The sequence below is a fragment of the Leadbetterella byssophila DSM 17132 genome, assembly GCF_000166395.1.
GTDB classification, from domain to species: Bacteria; Bacteroidota; Bacteroidia; order Cytophagales; family Spirosomataceae; genus Leadbetterella; species Leadbetterella byssophila.
The window spans coordinates 3,832,250-3,852,091 of the sequence record NC_014655.1 but is presented as its reverse complement, the minus strand read 5'-3'; the positions used below and the strand labels follow the sequence as shown (position 1 = coordinate 3,852,091).

The window sequence follows — 19,842 nt, the reverse complement described above, 5'->3', positions numbered from 1 at the left end:
ATGACAAAATATTATATTTTTAGACTAATACTATTTTGACACCTTTTGACACAAATTAGAAATCCTGATACTACTATAAGTCTATTATTTAAAAAAATAACACAATTTATTGGGTTATAATAATAAAATTTATTATTACGAAATCGATTGATTTTCATATATTTGTCGAGGTCAAGTCCCCCACAAAATTTACACCATAATAGTATTTTTTTAACAATGACAACCTTTTACCACGAGATCACCCCTTTGACAGAGAACGACTGTTTTATGGTTTTTGACCGTCAAAAATCAAGATTTGATTTCCCCATTCATTATCACGAGGAATTTGAATTAACCTTTATAGAAGGAGCCTCTGGTATAAGAAGATTTGTGGGTGACCATATGGACACTATAGGAGAAACAGAGCTCGTGCTAGTGGGCTCAAATCTACCTCACGGATGGAGTGGGAAACAGGAGGAGGTAGCTCACGAAATTACCGTGCAGTTTCATAAGGATTTGTTCCATGAAAAGTTTCTAAGCAGGAACCAATTGAGCTTTGTAAAATCTTTGTTGGAATATGCATCTAGAGGAGTGAAATTTAATGAGGAAACCATACTTTCGGTAAAACCTAGATTACTTCACCTGAGCCAAAAGAACGGATTTGATTCAGTGTTAGAACTCATTTCTATCTTGCATTATTTGTCCATATCTCAAGATATACGAATGCTGGCCAGCTCCAGTTTTGTACAAGACCAGATCTATACCAAAAGCAGGAGAATAGATGTTGCCTTTCAATACATGCGCATGAATTACGACAAGGACGTTTCCTTAGGCGATTTAGCGAGGGAGGTAAACATGACAGAAGCCAGCTTTAGTAGATTTATCAAGAAAAGAACAGGACTCACCTTTGTGGAGAGTTTAAATAATATCCGTTTGGGTCATGCTACTCGTCTATTAATAGACACTACCTTAAATATTGCAGAGATCTCCTTTAAATGTGGCTTTAATAACTTATCCTACTTTAATAGGATCTTTAAAAAGAAGTATCAATGTACCCCAAAGGAGTTTAGAGACAATTACAGAGGTACTAGAACCTTTGTATAAAAAAAGCCGGCATTTTAAGCCGGCTTTCTTGGTATTAGTCGATTAGAACCGCTTCCCCTGACAATACGTCATTTTCCACGGTCTTAAACTTCACATCTCTCTTTATGCTTCCGTCTCTATACTGAACATTGACTCTATCGTTACGATTAGCCACCTTCTGTATTTGAGCCGGTCTAGCAGGTGCTTCAGACTCAGGCGATTTATTCGTCTGTAACGCAGGAGCATTTTGTTTAGTCTGAGGAGGCAATTGCTGGAATCTCAATTCCTCTACATTCGCCTTCATCAAGAATCCTACTGTCTCAGCATTTACCTTTTTAAGGAAGTTTTGGAACAATTCAACCGCCTCAAACTTATAAACCAACAATGGGTCTTTCTGTTCGTAAGAAGCATTCTGAACGGACTGTTTCAAATCATCCATATCGCGTAAATGTTCTTTCCACTCCTGATCGATGATACCTAAGGAGATAGCCTTTTCTATGGCTAGAATTAATTCTCTTCCATCTGTTTCCACAGATTTTTTCAAATCTGCATAAACGGCCATTCTCTTAATACCATCACCTATCACCGCCATATAAGGTTCATCTACTAAAGCCTGGCGATCATTCAATATGCTGGTTAATCCTGGAACGATATTCTTACGAATGGCATCGTTCTTCGCATCGTAATGGTTCATTGCGGCACGATACAACATCTGTGTCAAAGCATTGCCCCCTTTGCTGAAGTCGGCTTCCGAGATCTCAGGCTTCAAGCCTAATCTCTGCATGCTTCTAACCTCAAACTCCTCATAATTTCCGGCCGTTTGATTCACGATATCTGCGCATGTATCAAAGATGATATTAGCGATATCTAAACCTAGACGCTCACCAAACAAGGCGTTCTTTCTTCTTTTATAGATAGTATCCCTTTGGATGTTCATCACATCATCGTATTCGATCAGGCGCTTACGCATTCCAAAGTTATTTTCTTCTACTTTTCTTTGCGCTCTTTCTATAGAGCTGGTGATCATGGAGCTTTGGATCACTTCTCCTTCTTCCATACCCATGCGGTCCATCACTTTCGCGATTCTATCTGAACCGAACATACGCATAAGGTTATCCTCCAAGCTCACAAAGAACTGAGAAGAACCCGGATCACCCTGACGTCCCGCTCTACCTCTCAACTGACGGTCTACACGTCTGGATTCATGTCTTTCTGTACCTATAATGGCTAGACCACCTGCCTCTTTACTCTCCGGAGTCAGCTTAATGTCAGTACCCCTACCGGCCATGTTAGTAGCAATAGTAACGGTTCCCGGCTTACCAGCCTCCGCTACGATATCTGCTTCGCGAGCATGCTGCTTGGCGTTCAATACCTGGTGAGGTATTTTCTTCAAGGTCAACATTCTACTAAGTAACTCAGAGTTCTCAACAGAAGTAGTACCTACTAAGACAGGTCTTCCTAGATTCACCATTTCATTGATCTCCTCTACTACCGCATTGTATTTTTCTCTAACCGTCTTGTAAACCTTGTCTTCACGGTCCTGACGGATAACAGGTTTATTTGTAGGAATAGAGATCACATCCAATTTATAGATCTTCCAGAATTCGGCTGCTTCCGTCTCCGCTGTACCGGTCATACCGGCCAACTTATGATACATTCTGAAGTAGTTTTGCAGCGTAATGGTAGCATACGTCTGAGTAGAATCTTCTACTTTCACGTTCTCTTTTGCTTCAACCGCTTGGTGTAAACCATCAGACCATCTTCTTCCGTCCATGATCCTACCGGTTTGCTCATCCACGATCTTCACCTTACCGTCCATCAATACGTAATCCACATCTCTTTCAAAAAGAGTGTACGCCTTCACCAATTGGTTAACGGCATGTATACGTTCAGCCTTGGTTGAGTAATCACGAATTAGTTCATCATTTTTAAGGATCTTTTCTTCCGGACTTAGTTCAGTAGAACGCTCTATAGCAGCCATCTCTAAGCTTAGATCCGGCATAATGAAGAATTGAGCATCTTGACCTTGAGCCGACAAAAAGTCTATACCTTTATCCGTTAACTCTACTGAGTTATGTTTCTCATCAATGGTAAAGTACAAAGGAGCGTCAGCTTCCGGCATTAATTTTTGGTTTTCTGCCAAATAGATAGCTTCAGTATCCAATAGAAGCTTCTTAATACCTGTTTCGGACAAGAATTTGATCAAAGGCTTGCTCTTAGGTAAACCTCTGTATGCTCTGAACAGAGCTAGTCCTCCATCCTTCTTATTCCCTTCAGCAATCAGTTTCTTTGCTTCCACCAAATAAGAGCCTACTAATTGCTTTTGAATTTCAACCAATTGACTCACTCTAGGCTTCAAGGTATTAAAGAGCTCATCATCGTTTTTACGGGTCATAGGACCTGAAATAATCAATGGAGTACGGGCGTCATCCACTAACACGGAATCCACCTCATCCACCATGGCATAATGATGACGACGCTGAACTAACTCTTCCGGATCATTCACCATGTTATCACGCAGGTAGTCAAAACCGAATTCGTTATTTGTACCGTAAGTGATATCTGAGTTATAAGCTTTCTTCCTTTGAGGAGAATTAGCCCTATGCTTATCTATACAATCACAGGTAATACCGTTAAATTCGAAGATGGGTCCCATCCATTCTGAGTCACGACGTGCCAGATAATCATTCACGGTTACTACGTGAACTCCTCTACCCGCCAAGGCATTCAAAAAGGCAGGGAAGGTAGCCACAAGGGTTTTACCTTCACCGGTAGCCATCTCCGCAATATTACCTTTGTGAAGGGCAGCACCACCAATGATCTGAACATCATAATGCACCATGTTCCATTTCAAAAGGTTACCAGCGGCATACCATTCGTTTTTCCAAAGGGCTTTATCCCCTTGAATCTCAATATGGCTCTTGGTCATAGCTAACTCTCTGTCTAAATGAGTAGCCGTCACCTCAATCACCTCATTTTCTTTGAAACGTCTTGCGGTCTCTTTTACGATAGCAAATGCACGAGGCAGAATTTCTAGAAGTACTACTTCCAGCTCCTCGTTTCTTTTCTTTTCAAGATCATCAATTTGATTAAAGATCCTATCCTTTTGATCTATAGAAACATCACCCGAAGCTGATTCTCTCAATTCAGCAATCTCACGGTCAATATCACTTAATCTTTCTGCAATGATATTCTTAAGCTCAACGGTCTGTTGTCTGAATTCATCATTACTTAAATGAGCCAACTTTGCAAATTCTGCATTCGTAGCCTCTACATATGGAGTAAGCGATTTGATATCTTTCTCAGACTTGGTACCAAAAATCTTGGTAATCCCTTTCGTTAAAAAATTAAACATAAGGTTTGTATTGTCGTATTTTAATTACTCTGCAAATTTATTCAATTACAACGTACTGCGTTCAATAATAATGCGGGAATTATAAAATTACCCATAATCTGACAAATTGACAGAATAGTTTTCGAGCACAACTTATTTTTTCAAACGAACTACCTTACCATCCATAGTAGAAACATAAATACCCTTCTTGGTACTAAGCATAGGATTGACCATAGCATTTGAGATCTTGTATTGCCAAAGCACCTCCCCGGTTTTTGCAGAGACTGCCGAGACTAAACCTGCATGAGAAGGCACATATACCACGCCCTTATAACTTTCAATAGCAGAAGGTGTTAATTCATATGGCAACTGCAGTTTCGACTTCCACACTAAATCCATATTAGAGGAAGAGGTTGAAACTCCGTACAACTGCCCATCCATTGTTTTCACATAAACTAATTTACCATCTTCAGATAGACCCATAGATTCTCTAACCCTTACAGAGTCCTTTTTCTCTCTCCAAATGACCGCACCGGTTTTGGAATCTAAAGATGTCATGAATCTGTCAGGAGCCACTACAAAAATCCTGTTATTCGTACCTACAGGATAGCAAGCACCGGCAGAAAACATTCTATTGGCATGGCCATTTTTCCATTCCCAAATTAATTTACCCGTACTAGGATCTAAGGCGTAGAAGCCATTGTTCCATGAACCGAAAATGATCTTATTTTGGTATAATAAAGGTCTGGATGACACATACCCTTTCACATCATTGAAGGTCCACACTAGTCTTCCTGTACTAACCTCTATGGCACGGAAGATTCCGTCAGAGGCACCTATATAGGCTATTCCTTTATGTACCAAAGGAGAACCCAGCACTGCTTTACGGGTTTCTATTTTCCACAGCTCCTCACCATTTTTGGCAGAAAAACAGTATATAAAATGATCTGAGGAACCTACTACCACCCTATCTTTCCATACCGCAGGCGTAGAATATACCTTACCTCCGGTTCGAGCCTCCCACACTTTTTTCCCGGTTTTTTCGTCTAAGGCATAAACCTTTCCCTGGGTATTGGCAGTTATGATAAAAGATTTGTAGTGGGCGAAACCTGCACCTAAATCACTATCATCCTGGAATTCCCAGATGACTCTATTCCTATCATTTACGGAAAAGTCAGGCCTCTCGTACTTCCCATCCTTAGGCTTTTCAAAACTAAAAGTCAACCAAGGATCTTCTGTTTTCACACCAGGCACCCTAACTTGGTAAACGGCTTTATCAGGATAAATATCAATAAGGTTGTAACCACCAACGGGATCTTTTGCTCTCAGATTAGACCTACCCATGACGCCTGTAATTCCATCCCAGTCGTAACGCTTATTGATGTGACCATGTCCACACATTGCAAAAAGGATATTTCTCCTTTTGATCCTTTCTATGGCTTCATACCAGTTGTTCAAACCATTATCTAAAGGATAGTGATTTATAAAGATCAAAGGTTCATTTGGCACAGCTTGAAATACGGAATCCATCCACACCAAATTTTCTCTAGGAATCTGACCCGGACTCATGCGCATGTTTGGCCCACTTACCGTTCCCATAAATTGGAAACCTTTATGACGGAAGAAAAAGGTTTCACCACCGAATACTCTTCGAAAATCGTTGGCACCGCTTTCTGACCAGTTGCTATCGTGGTTCCCCGGAATAACGTACCAAGGCAAGTTTAAACTATCTAATATTCTTTTTGCTAATCTTAATTCCTCTTCAGCGCCAAACTCCGTAATGTCTCCTGTGAATAAAACAAAGTCAATGTCTTTTTGAAGGTTAAGGTCTTTTACTGTGGCTCTCAAATCATCTGCTCCGGTAGCACCACCCACATGGGTATCAGAAACCTGAGCGTAACGAAAAATTCTCTGTGCGTTTACATTTAAAACGCTTACTACGAATACTATAAATAATATCTTCTTCATACCTTAAAATGTAGAAAGGCTGCAGTTGCCTGCAGCCTTTATTATTTTTCTTACTCTCCCCAACCAGGGTTCTGAGTGAGAGTAAATCCTCTCTCTTTATAAGCTTGAATCTCGTTTCGTCCCAGAGGGGCTAGGTATACCCTATCTGTGAACGATACTCTATTCGCAAAGTTTTGAACTACATAGTAACCTACCATATCTGCGGCATTGTTACCGTTATAAGTAACTATTGTTCCATCCTCCTTCATAACACGAAGTCTACCTACAAATGAAGCGGTTAATTGTGTTTTAAGATCTTTGTTCACATCTAACCAAGGACCCGCTGCATAATCCGGATTTTGGAAATCCATATAATTTAGTTTTTTCCAACGACGTAGGTCATTCAGACGAGTATGCTCATACACAAACTCCATTCTTCTCTCTCTACGAATTTCCCACATTAACGGAGACACATCTGCGTCACGTGTAGGGTCATTAGGAATAGCATTCAACTGTAATGGAGCAGTTTTCTTCACACCTTTCGCTATAGCTACTGCATCTAATGGACGGTTACGGATAGCATTGATAGATTTATCTAGATCCGCCTGAGAAACCGGTGCCCCACCAAATGATTCTGCAAGAATTTGCTTAGCTTCTACCCAGTTCAAAACTACCTCAGCTAAACGGTGTACAGGAGCATCATTGGTATTCGTATTACTTCCCCATGCTGCAGGATAGCTTCCTCCGTACATATAGTTTCTAGCCTCTCTACCTGCAAACTTGTGAGCATAGGCTAAGGTTGCTGCAGGAGTGTTTACTGTATCTAGGAAAGTGGCTTCGAAACGAGGGTCACGAGTAACCACCAAATTTCTTAAGTGGAAGCTTTTAGCATTATCCACTTTAGAATTCTGCCATACATCACCGTCTGTACAAATGAAGGATTTCAAAAGATTCAAGTTAGCAGACTGAGCTTGACCTTCAGTACCGTTGCTATAAGAACCGATAGCATGGGTTAAACGAGGCGACTCATAAGCTCTAAAGAAAATAACTTCCGGGTTATTAGCAAGGTTCTCAGATGCAAATAGGGCTTTAAAGTCACTATTGAAAGAATACTTCCCGCTGTTCATCACTAATTCAGAAGCCTCAACAGCTAGTTCTAAGTATTTTTTAGCTCTAGCCGCATCAAGCTTGTGATAGTGCTGCCAAGATCCTTCAAATAATATAAGGTTTGAAATGACAGCAGCAGCAACATAGCGATTGACATATCCTACTCCATCGTTAAGGCGGATGTTAGCTAAGGCAAATTTGAAATCTTCGTATACCTTATCCATCACCTCTCCACGTGGAGTTCTTTCTTTATACATGCTTGCGTCATCACTTGGATCTACTTCTTGGTCGAAATAAGGGACATCTCCAAATACGCTTACAAGGCGAGAGTATTCATAACCTCTAAATAATCTACCTACACCTTCCCAGTGATTGTACTGCTCAGCAGGGATGTTTCCATCCATTTTAGCCTTCATTCTGGAAAGCATCACATTAGCCTTTCTCACCCAGTAGAAGTTCCAGTTTGGACCGGAATATTGCGTAAGGATGGTTGGCGTTGCTGTACTTGCCCCTCTTGAGTTAGGCACAGTAGTTTCAAATCCGGATTGTGTACCGGTTTGAGTGAAGTCATCTGCAAAAATGTAACCTCTCAGTGGAGTATAAGCTGTACCAAAACCAGAGTTATACCCTACAAAATAGTTCACGTAGAAGTCATTCGCATAGAGACGAAGATCTGTTTCGTTTTTCCAGAAGGTGTTATCATTCACCTTCGTCAGTTCAGGTCTGTCTAAGACGTCCGGATTACATGCACCTAATAATGCAGCTACGGCTCCGACACAGATATATTGTTTGATATTCATTGTCTTAAAGGATTAGAAATTAAGTTGAAGTCCAAGGGAAGCACTCTTAAAGGTAGGAGTACCCACACCTGTACGTCCGGCATTGTAGTTGCTTTGTAAGAAAATAGATGTACCAGCTACTTCTTCCGGATCTATTGGAAGTCCATTAAGCTTATCCCAAGTGAAGAAGTTCTCAAGGGAAACATACACTCTTAAGGTATTGATACCTCCGCGCTTCAACAAATGCTGAGGAAGGCTATAACCTAATGTAATGTTTTTCGCTCTCAAATAAGACATATCTAACAAGTAACGCGTTTGCACTTGCATGTTGTTCACGTTAGCAGAACCAGCATTATTGAATGCTGCAGGATAGAATGCGTCAGGAGTTTCCGGAGTCCAGTAATTACTTACAATAGCTTCTGGCATAGCTCCATCTGATACGTTAAAACCTGGAATGGCTAAGAAACCTTCACCCCATACACTTCTTTGACCTACTCCCTGGAAGAAAGCTGAGAAGTCAAAACCTTTATAATCTGCACCAATTCTAAATCCATAGTTGTAACGAGGAGTGAAATTACCTATAACACTCATGTCCCCAGGATTATCTACCGTACCGTCGCCGTTGTCTAATTCACCGTCACCGTTTAAGTCCTTGAACTTAACGTCTCCAGGTCCGAAGTAGAAGTTAGTGGAGTTCTGGAAACGAGGTTGGTAAACGCCATTAGGATCTTTCAGCTGATATGCTTTACCACCACCACTGGTGTAATACTTCGTCATTTCAGGAGTTAAGGTCACTAATACAGGCTTTCCGCTGGCATCTAATACGAAATCATCATATTGGAATAAGCGATCTGTAGTATAACCCCAAATCTCTCCATAAACCTTACCATCATAGTTAGATCCCATTAGACGAGATGATGTGTAGTCGCTGAATACAGACTTAGCATCGTCTAAGTTAGCGCGTACATTAATTCCTAAACCGTTTGCGAATCTGTGGTTGAAGTCAACCGCAAGTTCAAAACCTTTAGTAGTCAATGTACCGTAGTTTCCAAGTGGAGCACCTGCACCTATGGTCCAAGTTGTACCTTCTACTGGAGCAAACATGTTTTTGGTTACTTTTCTGTACCAGTCGAATGTTACACCCAATTTATTCTGTAGGAATCTAGCATCCACACCAAAGTCAGTAGTTTCAAGGTCTTCCCAAGTTACGTTTGGAACGGTTAAAGAAGGAGAACCTACTGCGTTAACAGGGTTTCCATTGATAAACCAGCTGATCTGACCCGCTGTCATGTTAGAAATATAAAGGTCTGATGGCACGGTTTGGTTACCTATCACACCCCATGAACCTCTGAATTTCAAGTGACTTAAAGTAGGCTTAGCCCATTCCATGAATTTCTCTTCTGAAGCAATCCAACCTGCAGAGAAGGACTTAAACCATCTCCATCTTAGGTCTGTTGGGAATTTCGAAGAACCGTCATAACGAAGGTTACCTTCGAATAGATATTTATCTTTGAACACGTAGTTGATTCTACCAAAGTAACCTAACTGCGCATCCCAGTAAACACCACCACTACCTGTGATATCACCTACTGCTAGATCAAACTGAGGATTAGTAATATCTAGTAAGTTAGTTCTCTGAGTCCAGTGATATTTACCATCTGTAGTAACCCGGTTAAGACCTAATATAAATTTGAAATCATGATCCTTATTCGGTCTAAAATCATAAGTAGTCAAGGCATTCACTGTATGGCGGTAACTATTCTCTGTACGTAAATATACGTGATCAGGGTTTGCGCCATTGGCAGTGTAAGTATTGTATGAAAGGTCATATGCACGCATAGCACCTGGTGTACCTTCAGCTACTACTTCCCCTTTATCATTTACATAGATAGGATTTCCATTCGCATCATTTCTTGCTACCCCAGCTACCCATGAGTTAGCGGCGGTAAAACGAGTACCGTTACGGGAAGTAGTGAAATCTTCGTTGGTGAAAGTATAATCTACATCAAGTTTCCAGTTCTTCATGATGTTAACTGTAGTACCTGCACTCAGGTTTATGTAGTTATGACGCATAGAACCCAGGTTCCCTGCCATGTTTTCAGACCATGGGCTGCGGATTGGGCGATTATACTCGTCATAACCCATTGGGTATAAAGAAGACCAACGGTACATGTATAACCAAGGGTCAGCTGAATAAGAGCTTGTTACATAAGGATATTCCTTATTTCTCTGGCTAAACAATGCTCCTCCTCTGATGGTTAAGTACTTGTTGATATCGTTTGATAAACGTAATGCACCGTTATATCTCTTGAATTTATCCGAATCACCAGGCTTCAACATACCGCTCTGATTAATCATACCAAAAGTAGCGGTGTATTTTGTTTTACCTACAGTTCCGTTCAGTGATAAGTTATGCGTTTGCGTAGGAGCCCATTCTCTAATCATATAATCATATGGGTCATACGTACGAATACCGTACTTTACACTAGGGGCACCCGGATTCACGTACCAGTCTCTTCCGTAGACGGTAGGATCATTTGCACCTATTGTTTTACCATAAGTCTTGTCCCATTGAACCGCCTTCTCATAGCTTTCTCTGTTGATTCTATAGAAAGCACCGGTTTCAGTACCCCCTACTCTGTCAAGCGCATCCATGGTATATTTTAAGGCGTTCAATCTACCCATCTCGTAATCCTTGAATGGATTTTGGAAGGCCATGTTAGCCGAGTAGTTAACCGTAATCTTCTCTTTGGAACCTCCAGTCTTTGTAGTAATCAAGATCACACCGAAAGCCGCTTTAGCACCATAGATGGAAGAAGAAGCCGCATCCTTTAATACTGTGATAGACTCCACGTCATCAGGATTTACATACTGAATACTTGGAATCTCAACGTTATCTAAAAGGATTAGAGGCGTACTATTACCTTGTACAGATGACAAAGCACCTCTGATACGGATAGTAGGATCTGAACCTACTTCACCACTAGGAATGGTAATGGTTAAACCCGGAGTAGAACCTTGGATAGCTCTACCTACGTCAGCTATAGGACGTGACTCTAAGTTTTCTCTCACGTTTACAGAGGAAACTGCACCCGTTAAGTTACCTTTTTTCTGTGTACCATAACCTACAACAACCACCTCATTCAAACTGTTTGTATCATCCTCAAGGTTAATGGTCAATGTACCTCCGTTATAGGTTACCTCTTTTGTAACATAACCTACAGATGAAATTCTCAAAACAGCTCCACGTGCTGCTTCAAGCGTAAAATTACCCTCCGCGTCTGTAACTGTTACCACATTGGTACCTACAACTTGTACGGTTGCACCCGGTACAGGACCATCAGTTCCCACTACCTTACCTCGAACTGAATCGAAGGCTTGTGCTCGTTGCACGGAGATGCGATACTGGTCTGGCGGCGTTGCTGATGAAGCATTTAATGCCAGTCCCAATACTGCAATAGAGAGTAGAGTTTTTTTCATGGAATATGAATCTTTTTAGGGACTAAAAATAGAAATTTAACAAATATACCTAGTAAAAATGCTGTAACAAACGTCTTGAACTAGTTTGCACACGTTTGCACAAAATTTTTTATTATTTAGAATTATTCTTTAAAAAATTTAAATAATCGAAGAAAGAAGTTCTTGTTATTTTAATGGATCTAGTTCAGCTGCTAAGGGAAATTTCAAGACCACCTTTTTGCCCGAAGCATTTTCAAGTAAAGGTTTAAGGACTAATGCCGCATTAGCCTTTGTCTTACCTAATATATCTGCTCGAAGGGCAGATTCGAGAATCTGCTTTTCGGCCCTTTTATATGCCTCTTCGAGCAATAGTCCTTCATTCATAAAGGCATATTCTGTATGATAAACCTTAGACCTTTCATGATCTATTTTATGGTAGCAGATTTCAGGAGAGGGAAGATGTACGATCAAGGTATCTCCTTTAAACTGAAGATCATCCTCTTTGACTTTCTTCAGGTCTATACAACCTACCGCCTCTCCTTCTATAATCAATAAGGCTTTCGGGTCTGGCAGAAAGTCGCGAACGATCTTTTGCTCCACCACATCCCTATATGCGTATTTCACTAATTCGAGTTTCCCCAGATCTGTGATTTCTTTCAAAACGGTATGATGCGTAGTAGTGACTTCTTTGTTCCAGAAGCTAGCTTTCTTTAGCCTTTCCCAAAAAAAGAGTAATGCCAAAGCTAAGATCACATACATCAAAACCTTTCTCATGAAATCAATTTGAATCTTCTATATGCACTTATACCCAAACCTAAGAATACTAAAAATGTACCTGCCCAAAGAACATTCATGTGGGGCTTCTCAATGGCTTTTATAATGATATATTCCTTCTCACCTCTATTAATCCCAAAGGTAAACATACCGGTACTAGGATCAATTTTCAGCAATTGAGCACGAATACCTAGTTCATTTGACACCACAGGAATGCTCCAAACTTCCCTGTTTTTGATGGCAAAAATAGGCTTCAATATCTTTTCTCCGTCTCTTTCCAGGATTCTTAAGGTAGCTTCTGCTGCCACATCTCCGTCTTGAAGAGGAAGACCTTCCAATTCCGTCAAAGGTCGAACTTCATCTAAAATGGCCACGTGATCATTTAAGAAGAATGTATCTTTTAGCGCTACCTGGTATTCCTCCGTAGGAGTCCACTGTTTTTCTTCACCTGTAGTAACATAATTCACATGAGAGTAGATATCCTTGTTCCAGTAGTGTTTAATATCCGGAGACACCACATTACCCATTTTAGGATTGATCTGATAACGTGGATAAAGATTAAAGTCTTCCTTCTCTCCTTTTTTAAAGTTCACCTGGTAATAGGTATTTTCTGCGTTGTACTCTACGGTATCTCCTTTCTTAGCTAGAATCTTTTCTCCATCCATCAGGTCAGCACGAAGTACCCCTTTGTAATCACTATCCATCACCTGCTGCACAAAACGTTTCTCCACATAACCCGGAACCTTCCTGATTTTAATAAACTCTCCACCATAGGTCAGGTGAAAATCCTGTATACGTGTAGGTCTCTTGATGTAAAGCAAGGTACTTTCTGAATTATCCTTCTCATCTTGGAAAAGCTTATTGCCTTCAAAATTTAAGGATATCACTTTCTCATATGCGGAGGAGTACATTATACCTATCAGCATTAAAGCTACCCCAATATGAGATACTGCTCCACCGGCAATCTTCATTTTTTTGTAGTAGAACAAGATGTTCAAATTAGCTACTATACAAAACATTCCGGCTGCAAGTAAAACGATATATTGCCATTTATTCACCCCGCTTAAGGTAATGATAATAGCCGTCAAAAATAAGCTGATGACTAAAGGGTTCACCAGTTTATTCCAAGTCAGTTTCCCTTGATTCTTCCAAAAATAGTATTGTGCAATACCGGTTAAGATCACTATGGCGATGAACAGCCACATTTGAATCACAGTGAAGTGTTCAATAGGATCTGTTGGCATGGCCATATTTAATTTAAGTCCAAAGACTTCTCCTATCTTATTATACACAGGAATGGAGGTCGTTACGGTCAATTGGAAAGCTGCCAAAACCAATACAGTTACCCCTATGAAGATCCAGAAATCAGAAGAGTACGTAGATACCTCCTCTTCATCCCTTGGTAGCTCCTTCCATCTCCATACTAGTAATACCACAGCGATGATGATGAAGAAGAAGAGATATACCAAAAGTTGGCCCGACAAACCCAGGTCAGTAAATGAATGTACAGAAGCAGACCCTAATACCCCACTTCTTGTTAGGAATGTACTGTATAAAATTAAGATAAACTGGGTTATAGCTAAGATGAAGGTGGTCTTTAGGGCGGATGAACTCTTATGTGAAATCATCATGGTATGTAATGCTCCTACCATCACCAGCCAAGGTACATACACCGCGTTCTCTACTGGGTCCCAGTTCCAATACCCTCCAAAATTTAGGGTTTCATAAGCCCAAATGGCACCCATCATGATCCCTACACCGAGTAAGATTGCGGCAGATAGCGTCCAAGGCTGTGCCACTTTAATCCAGCCTTCGTAATCCTTTTTCCAAAGTGCAGCAATAGCGAATGCAAAAGGAACGGTGGTCATGGCAAATCCTAAGAAAGTGGTAGGCGGGTGGATGACCATCCAATAGTTCTGCAACAAAGGATTCAATCCATTACCGTCCTTTGGCACAAAATCAGGATTAGTAGCCCAAAGACTCAAATGAGGCATGGATTCTTTTAGCAGAAGAAAAGGTGTACTTCCCAACTTAAAATCACCCACTATTACAGCCCCGATGATCATACTGCCCAAAAAGGCCTGAACGGCTGAAAAGACTGCCATCATGGGACTTTCATAGGACTGATAGACTTTACCTTTATTTCGAAACCAAAATATCAAGGCAAAACCTACTATTACGTCCCAAAACATCCATAAGAGAAAACTCCCTTCCTGATCCTGCCAGAATGTAGATATGGCATATCCAAAAGGCAAACTTAGTGAGGTATTATCCCAGGCGTAATGATACTCAAAGTACTTATTTATTATTATGGTGAACAAAGTTGCCACCACTCCTATCACCGCTACACCATGGACGAAAAACAACTTTGAAGACAGGTTCTTCCAGAAAGGCACGTCGTCTTTTTTTGACGCCATCACATATACATATGTAGCTAACAGGGAAGTAAGAAAGGCGATAATGGACAGAGAATGACCTATTTGCCCCAAATATGAACGAAGCATTGTTGCTTAATTGGTTTTACAGTACAAAAGTACAAAGGTAAGCCATTTGTAATGACTTACCTTTATATAATTAGATTGTTTCAAAATAAATCCTCTGCCCTTTCTAAAAGTAGGATGGCAGATTGAGGTAGAATGACATAACGTTCGCCTTCGTACTGAATTTCCACGGCATGCCTTTGAAGGTAGATAGCCACATCTCCTTCTTCCGCTTGAAGAGGCATGTATTTTACTGCTTTGGATTTCCAAGGCTCATCGTCATCTAAGCCTGGCAGAGGATAGCCAGGCCCAACCTTTAGAACGTAACCTGACTGCACCTCTTCTTTCTCTGCAACGGTAGGTGGTAAATACAATCCAGATGTAGTCTTGTCACTTGGATTCTTAGGCTTGATTAGAACCCTGTCTCCTACCACTAACAATTTTTTCAAACGGTTATCTTCTGTAACACTTAACATACACTAATATTTCTATTCCTGGCGGGGATAGCCCAGGTTCCTTCATATTCCCCATTATTTACAACATAAGCTTTATCATATAAATTCACCGTAGGGCAAACGTGATAGGGCACTCCTTGTAGAATATCACCAATTTTATATTTTCCTGGCATAGATGTTCTCAAAACCCCATGTTCTTCACTTTGACTCACCCATTCCAGATCCGGATGCTCATAAAACTTAACCCTAAGAGGCAAAGGGTTTTCTGCTCCCACCCCTTTATGTCCCAGATCTACTGTAATCAGATCAGGCGCAGGTTTAGAAATCACCCTAGTAAGTAATAACGCGGCGTACTCATAGGGTTGTTCCGTATATTTCTCTCCATATCCCCAGTCCCAAAAAACTGAAGTTCCCGGAGACAGGGTTCTATCGGGACTCTTTCTGTGCACCGAAAAAGCCGGAGAACCACCTGCTATCATCTCCCAATGCGGATCCATATATTCTTGCAGTCCTTCGAAACAGTCCGCTACCCTCTGTTCTCTCTCATTTAGACCCACATCTGTGATATGACCATCATAAACATGTAAGCCCTTTAATTTCATATTAGAGCATTTCTTCACATATGCTATCAACTCCTTTAATCCTTCACCGGGCTGTATCCCGGTCCTGTTCATTCCAACGTTAACATCAATATAGACATCTACTTCCTTCAATTCCCTTTGGATTTCCTCAGCCACCTCCATACAGTCCACGAGGAGACACATTTTTGTATGCGGATACTGATCCTTAAGTTTTTGGAACCAAATTAATTTCTGCCCCATAATCTGATGCGCTAATAACACCTCGCTTGCCCTGCATCGAGCTACCATTTCAAGTTCCGCTAAGGTGGAGGCTTTAAATCTTTGAATCCCCTTGTCAATCATCAATTGGGTAACTACATCCATCTTATGGGTCTTGACATGAGGCATGAGTTTTGCTCCGCCAAGCTGAATCATCTTGTCGATATTTGCCTCTACCTTATCTCTTAAAATCAGTAAGGAAGGTGTATCAAAACGCTTCATAAAGCTCAAGGGGTAATCCATCTGGGTCTTCAAAAAAAGTGAATTTCTTATCGGTAATAGGATCTATTCGCACAGGCTCACATTTAACTCCCTGACTTTCCAGACTTTCCACTGCCTGTTCTACATCTTCCACTGCAAAGGCCAAATGCCTCAATCCGCAGGCTTCCGGCCTGCTTACCCTGGCTGGAGGATGGGGAAAAGAGAATAGTTCTATGATATAATTTCCATTTAAAGCGAGATCTAATTTATAAGAATCTCTCTCTTTTCTATATACTTCATTAATAATTTCTAAACCCAAAATCCGGGTATAAAAATCCTTTGATCTAGTATAATCAGAAGTAATAATGGCGATATGATGTACTGATTTTAGCATACTACAAAATTAAGCAAAAGTAAATGGTATTTGTTGGAACCTGATTAACTTTGAATCGAATAACAGCATATAATATATGGCAGACTTAATTACGGGAATTCAACAGATAGGTATAGGTGTAGTGAATGCAGAAGAGGCATTCAAGTGGTACAATAAAACCTTCAACATGAATATTCCCCTCTTTGATGATGTTGCTGAAGCCAAATTAATGGTAAAATATACGGGAGGGAATATCCGCCAAAGGAGAGCCATTATGGCATTAAACATTGCCGGAGGTGGTGGAGCGGAGATATGGGAATCCAAACGTCCTCTTCCTATTCCTTGCCCGTTTGAACCTGCCTTTGGAGACATTGGAATTTATGCCGCAAAAATCAAATGCCAAAGTCTTGGGGAATTTGCGCATCAGAATAACTTAAAAGTATCTCCCGGACCTGATGGAAAACCGGTGGTGTGGATGTTTGACCCATATAGAAATCCTTTACAAATTGTGGAAGACGACTCTTGGTTTAAGCCTAAAACTTCCAATACCGGTGGTGTATTTGGCGCGGTTATCGGGGTTTCCGATATCGAAAAAGCCCTGCCTTTATATAGAGACGGTTTAGGATTAGAAGAGGTGGTTTACGATAAGACGGGCACGTTTGAAGATATTGATAATACAGAAATTTATAGAAGAGTTTTGCTTCGCAAAAAGGAAGCCGCTACAGGAGCCTTTACCCGTTTAATCGGGAACACCGAAATAGAACTGGTTCAGGCCTTAGATCGTACTCCCAAAGTGATTATGGAAGGCAGAACATGGGGAGATTTAGGCTTTATCCATTTGTGTTTTGACACTTTAGATATGGATACTTTAGGAGCAAGGTTAAATACCTTAGGCCATCCTTTCACAGTTGATAGTGCCAATTCCTTCGATATGGGAGAAGCTGCCGGTAGATTTACTTACATAGAAGACCCAGACGGCACTTTATTGGAATTTGTAGAAACGCATAAAGTCCCTGTGCTTAAAAAGTTAGGTTGGTATATAGATCTTAAGAAAAGAGGCACGCATAAAAAGCTTCCTAATTGGATGATTGGAGCTTTAGGAATTGGGAAAGAGGGCGTCTCAAAACCTAAATGAGGCGTTCTCTTTGTTTTCAATTTATTTAGGCTGGGATTTCTTATTTGATTTTTTATATTCCAACCTCAGGAGGTTGAATTTGCAAATAGTATTGAAAAAGGTCTCTCAGGAGGCCTTTTTTCGTATATTTTGTGCTATGGCCAATAGGCCGAACTCAATTTCGACCTTATGCTTACCCCGAAGCATAAATCGTTTAAAGCCGTGATTGCTTTTTATGTTTGCAAAGACGGGTTCCACATCGTAACACCTTTTCTTTCGCCTTTTTATTCCTTCTTCACTGTTAAGAAGTTCATAGGCCTGCTTCCGCTGTCGCTCCAGTCGTTCATTGACTTGGACTATCCGATTCCCTTCCATCTTATTACAAGTTCCGTTTAGTGGACAATGCCCGCAATTTTGGGCTTGATATTTTCTTGAGGTTTGTTCAAAACCTGTGCTGGTCTTCCTTTTACTCTCTCCAATGAAATTCATTTGCTGACCCATCGGACAGATGAAACAGTCTTCTTGGGCATTGTAGAATAGCTTATCGGTACTAAATGGGTCCTGGTTATTGGTGTTCTGCTGTCGGTCAAAGAGATTGTATTTGATGTAGGCCTTTACTTTTTTGCCTTCCAGTAAGGTATAATTTTCCTCAGAACCGTAGCCTGCATCTGCCGTGATAACTTTGGGAGCTTGCTGATAGCTTGCTTCATGCTGAGCTATATGCGCTGCCAGAGTGGTGGTGTCGTTGGGGTTGGGGTGAATCGTGTAATTTACAACGAATTGGTTGGAGCTGGAAATTTGAACATTGTAAGCCGGCTTCAATTGCCCATTCCTCATGTGATCCTCCTTTAACCTCATAAATGTGGCTCCCTCATCCGTCTTGCTGTAACTGTTACGCTCTCCAAGAATCTGCTCCTGTTCTTCGTATTTGCCCATGTTCTGTGGAAAGTGTTTGGTGGCATAACTCAGTTTGCCTTTCACCTTCTTGTCAATATCTTTTTTCTTGCCCAAAACCTCATTGAGCTTATCGACGGTAGACTGTACTTTTTCTCTAGTAATGGTGGTGAAGTCAGGGGGATCGGGAAGGTTATCCTCTTTGCTGGCAACACTTTGAGCATATTCCCAAATGCCTTTCAATTGCTGCTTCATTTTCTCTTTATTGGTCGCAATAGCCTTTTTCCAAACAAAGGTGTAACGATTGGCATTGGCCTCTATTTTGGTCCCATCAACACAAACCTCTTCAATACTCAAAAGTCCTTCCTGGGCTAAAAGCTTAACTACTTCTTCGAACACACTTCGAAGACTTTCTCGAAGGCGGTCACTTCTGAAACGGTTAATGGTGTTATGGTCAGGATAGCTCATGCCGCTTATCCACATAAAATAGATACTCTCTTTACAGGCTGCCTCTATCTTCCTGCTCGAATATACATTGCTCACATACCCATAAACCAACACTTTAAGCAGCATCTGAGGATGATAACTGGAGGCACCGGTCAATTTATACGAAGCATGCAGAGGAGCGAGATTAATTTTATTAATGACCTCATTGACCACCCGTACCGGATGATTCTTGGGAACCAGTTCCTCCAAACTTGGAGGCAATAGCATCATTTGCTGCTGGTCGTAAGGCTTAAAAGTGGGTTTTCTTGATGCCATACCCTTGATTTTTTATACCTAAATATATGAAAATCAGGATAATAACGCAAGTTTTAAAGAGAAAATGTGAAGCCAAATCTAAAAAAACCTCGGCTTCAAAATAAAAACGAGGGTGCCTTTATGAGACACCCTCAATTAATAACTAATAGTTTCGGTATAATAATACTAATTTTCCTTTGACCGAATTTTATGGTCCGTTTGAGCGAAGCGAAAGTGGACATCATAAAATTCATGTTTTATGTTACTTTTCGTAAGTTTTGCC

The 19,842-nt window shown here is 40.8% G+C and carries 12 protein-coding genes; 2 read left to right on the top strand and 10 right to left on the bottom strand.

What is annotated here, in order from left to right; all coding sequences use genetic code 11:
- Positions 1 to 216 precede the first annotated feature (216 nt).
- On the top strand, positions 217 to 1,083 hold the full coding sequence (locus tag LBYS_RS19815) for a helix-turn-helix domain-containing protein (RefSeq protein ID WP_013410096.1): 867 nt from the start codon (positions 217 to 219) through the stop codon (positions 1,081 to 1,083).
- A gap of 34 nt (positions 1,084 to 1,117) precedes the next feature.
- Here the strand turns inward: LBYS_RS19815 and secA are convergent, their stop codons facing one another.
- The 9 genes from secA to LBYS_RS17055 all read right to left on the bottom strand — a co-directional run bounded on the left by secA (position 1,118) and on the right by LBYS_RS17055 (position 16,831).
- Positions 1,118 to 4,417: a preprotein translocase subunit SecA gene (gene secA, locus LBYS_RS17095; protein ID WP_013410095.1), complete on the bottom strand. Its 3,300-nt coding sequence runs from the start codon at positions 4,415 to 4,417 to the stop codon at positions 1,118 to 1,120.
- 132 nt (positions 4,418 to 4,549) lie between these two features.
- Positions 4,550 to 6,364: an outer membrane protein assembly factor BamB family protein gene (locus LBYS_RS17090; protein ID WP_013410094.1), complete on the bottom strand. Its 1,815-nt coding sequence runs from the start codon at positions 6,362 to 6,364 to the stop codon at positions 4,550 to 4,552.
- 50 nt (positions 6,365 to 6,414) lie between these two features.
- Complete coding sequence (locus LBYS_RS17085; protein WP_013410093.1) at positions 6,415 to 8,250, bottom strand: RagB/SusD family nutrient uptake outer membrane protein; 1,836 nt, start codon at positions 8,248 to 8,250, stop codon at positions 6,415 to 6,417.
- Between the two features lie 12 nt (positions 8,251 to 8,262).
- On the bottom strand, positions 8,263 to 11,709 hold the full coding sequence (locus LBYS_RS17080) for a SusC/RagA family TonB-linked outer membrane protein (protein WP_013410092.1): 3,447 nt from the start codon (positions 11,707 to 11,709) through the stop codon (positions 8,263 to 8,265).
- Between the two features lie 165 nt (positions 11,710 to 11,874).
- Positions 11,875 to 12,462: a DUF4230 domain-containing protein gene (locus tag LBYS_RS17075; RefSeq protein ID WP_013410091.1), complete on the bottom strand. Its 588-nt coding sequence runs from the start codon at positions 12,460 to 12,462 to the stop codon at positions 11,875 to 11,877.
- Positions 12,459 to 14,966, bottom strand: a complete 2,508-nt coding sequence (ccsA, locus tag LBYS_RS17070; RefSeq protein ID WP_013410090.1) for a cytochrome c biogenesis protein CcsA — start codon at positions 14,964 to 14,966, stop codon at positions 12,459 to 12,461. The genes LBYS_RS17075 and ccsA overlap by 4 nt, the downstream gene beginning before the upstream one ends.
- 80 nt (positions 14,967 to 15,046) lie before the next feature.
- The gene (locus tag LBYS_RS17065; RefSeq protein WP_013410089.1) at positions 15,047 to 15,418 is read right to left on the bottom strand and encodes a co-chaperone GroES; all 372 of its coding nucleotides are present in this window, start codon (positions 15,416 to 15,418) and stop codon (positions 15,047 to 15,049) included.
- A complete protein-coding gene (locus tag LBYS_RS17060) occupies positions 15,412 to 16,458 on the bottom strand; it encodes an alanine racemase (protein WP_049781401.1) in 1,047 nt (348 codons plus the stop codon). Before LBYS_RS17060 ends, LBYS_RS17065 begins: the two co-directional genes overlap by 7 nt.
- A complete protein-coding gene (locus LBYS_RS17055; RefSeq protein WP_013410087.1) occupies positions 16,445 to 16,831 on the bottom strand; it encodes a VOC family protein in 387 nt (128 codons plus the stop codon). Before LBYS_RS17055 ends, LBYS_RS17060 begins: the two co-directional genes overlap by 14 nt.
- A gap of 76 nt (positions 16,832 to 16,907) precedes the next feature.
- Here LBYS_RS17055 and LBYS_RS17050 point away from each other — a divergent pair, with 76 nt between their 5' ends.
- Complete coding sequence (locus LBYS_RS17050) at positions 16,908 to 17,945, top strand: VOC family protein (protein ID WP_013410086.1); 1,038 nt, start codon at positions 16,908 to 16,910, stop codon at positions 17,943 to 17,945.
- A 105-nt stretch (positions 17,946 to 18,050) separates the two neighbouring features.
- On the opposite strand, the gene LBYS_RS17045 is transcribed toward LBYS_RS17050, so the two are convergent.
- Positions 18,051 to 19,580 carry an IS1182 family transposase gene (locus LBYS_RS17045; protein ID WP_013407181.1) on the bottom strand — a complete coding sequence of 510 codons (1,530 nt, stop codon included), beginning with the start codon at positions 19,578 to 19,580 and terminating at the stop codon, positions 18,051 to 18,053.
- Positions 19,581 to 19,842: the final 262 nt, after the last annotated feature.

Coding starts and splice junctions, on each gene's coding strand:
- LBYS_RS17085 (WP_013410093.1), bottom strand. CDS start 8,250: ATGAATATCAAACAATATATCTGTGTCGGAGCCGTAGCTGCATTATTA.
- LBYS_RS17090 (WP_013410094.1), bottom strand. CDS start 6,364: ATGAAGAAGATATTATTTATAGTATTCGTAGTAAGCGTTTTAAATGTA.
- ccsA (WP_013410090.1), bottom strand. CDS start 14,966: ATGCTTCGTTCATATTTGGGGCAAATAGGTCATTCTCTGTCCATTATC.
- LBYS_RS17075 (WP_013410091.1), bottom strand. CDS start 12,462: ATGAGAAAGGTTTTGATGTATGTGATCTTAGCTTTGGCATTACTCTTT.
- LBYS_RS17065 (WP_013410089.1), bottom strand. CDS start 15,418: ATGTTAAGTGTTACAGAAGATAACCGTTTGAAAAAATTGTTAGTGGTA.
- LBYS_RS17080 (WP_013410092.1), bottom strand. CDS start 11,709: ATGAAAAAAACTCTACTCTCTATTGCAGTATTGGGACTGGCATTAAAT.
- LBYS_RS17045 (WP_013407181.1), bottom strand. CDS start 19,580: ATGGCATCAAGAAAACCCACTTTTAAGCCTTACGACCAGCAGCAAATG.
- secA (WP_013410095.1), bottom strand. CDS start 4,417: ATGTTTAATTTTTTAACGAAAGGGATTACCAAGATTTTTGGTACCAAG.
- LBYS_RS17055 (WP_013410087.1), bottom strand. CDS start 16,831: ATGCTAAAATCAGTACATCATATCGCCATTATTACTTCTGATTATACT.
- LBYS_RS17050 (WP_013410086.1), top strand. CDS start 16,908: ATGGCAGACTTAATTACGGGAATTCAACAGATAGGTATAGGTGTAGTG.
- LBYS_RS19815 (WP_013410096.1), top strand. CDS start 217: ATGACAACCTTTTACCACGAGATCACCCCTTTGACAGAGAACGACTGT.
- LBYS_RS17060 (WP_049781401.1), bottom strand. CDS start 16,458: ATGAAGCGTTTTGATACACCTTCCTTACTGATTTTAAGAGATAAGGTA.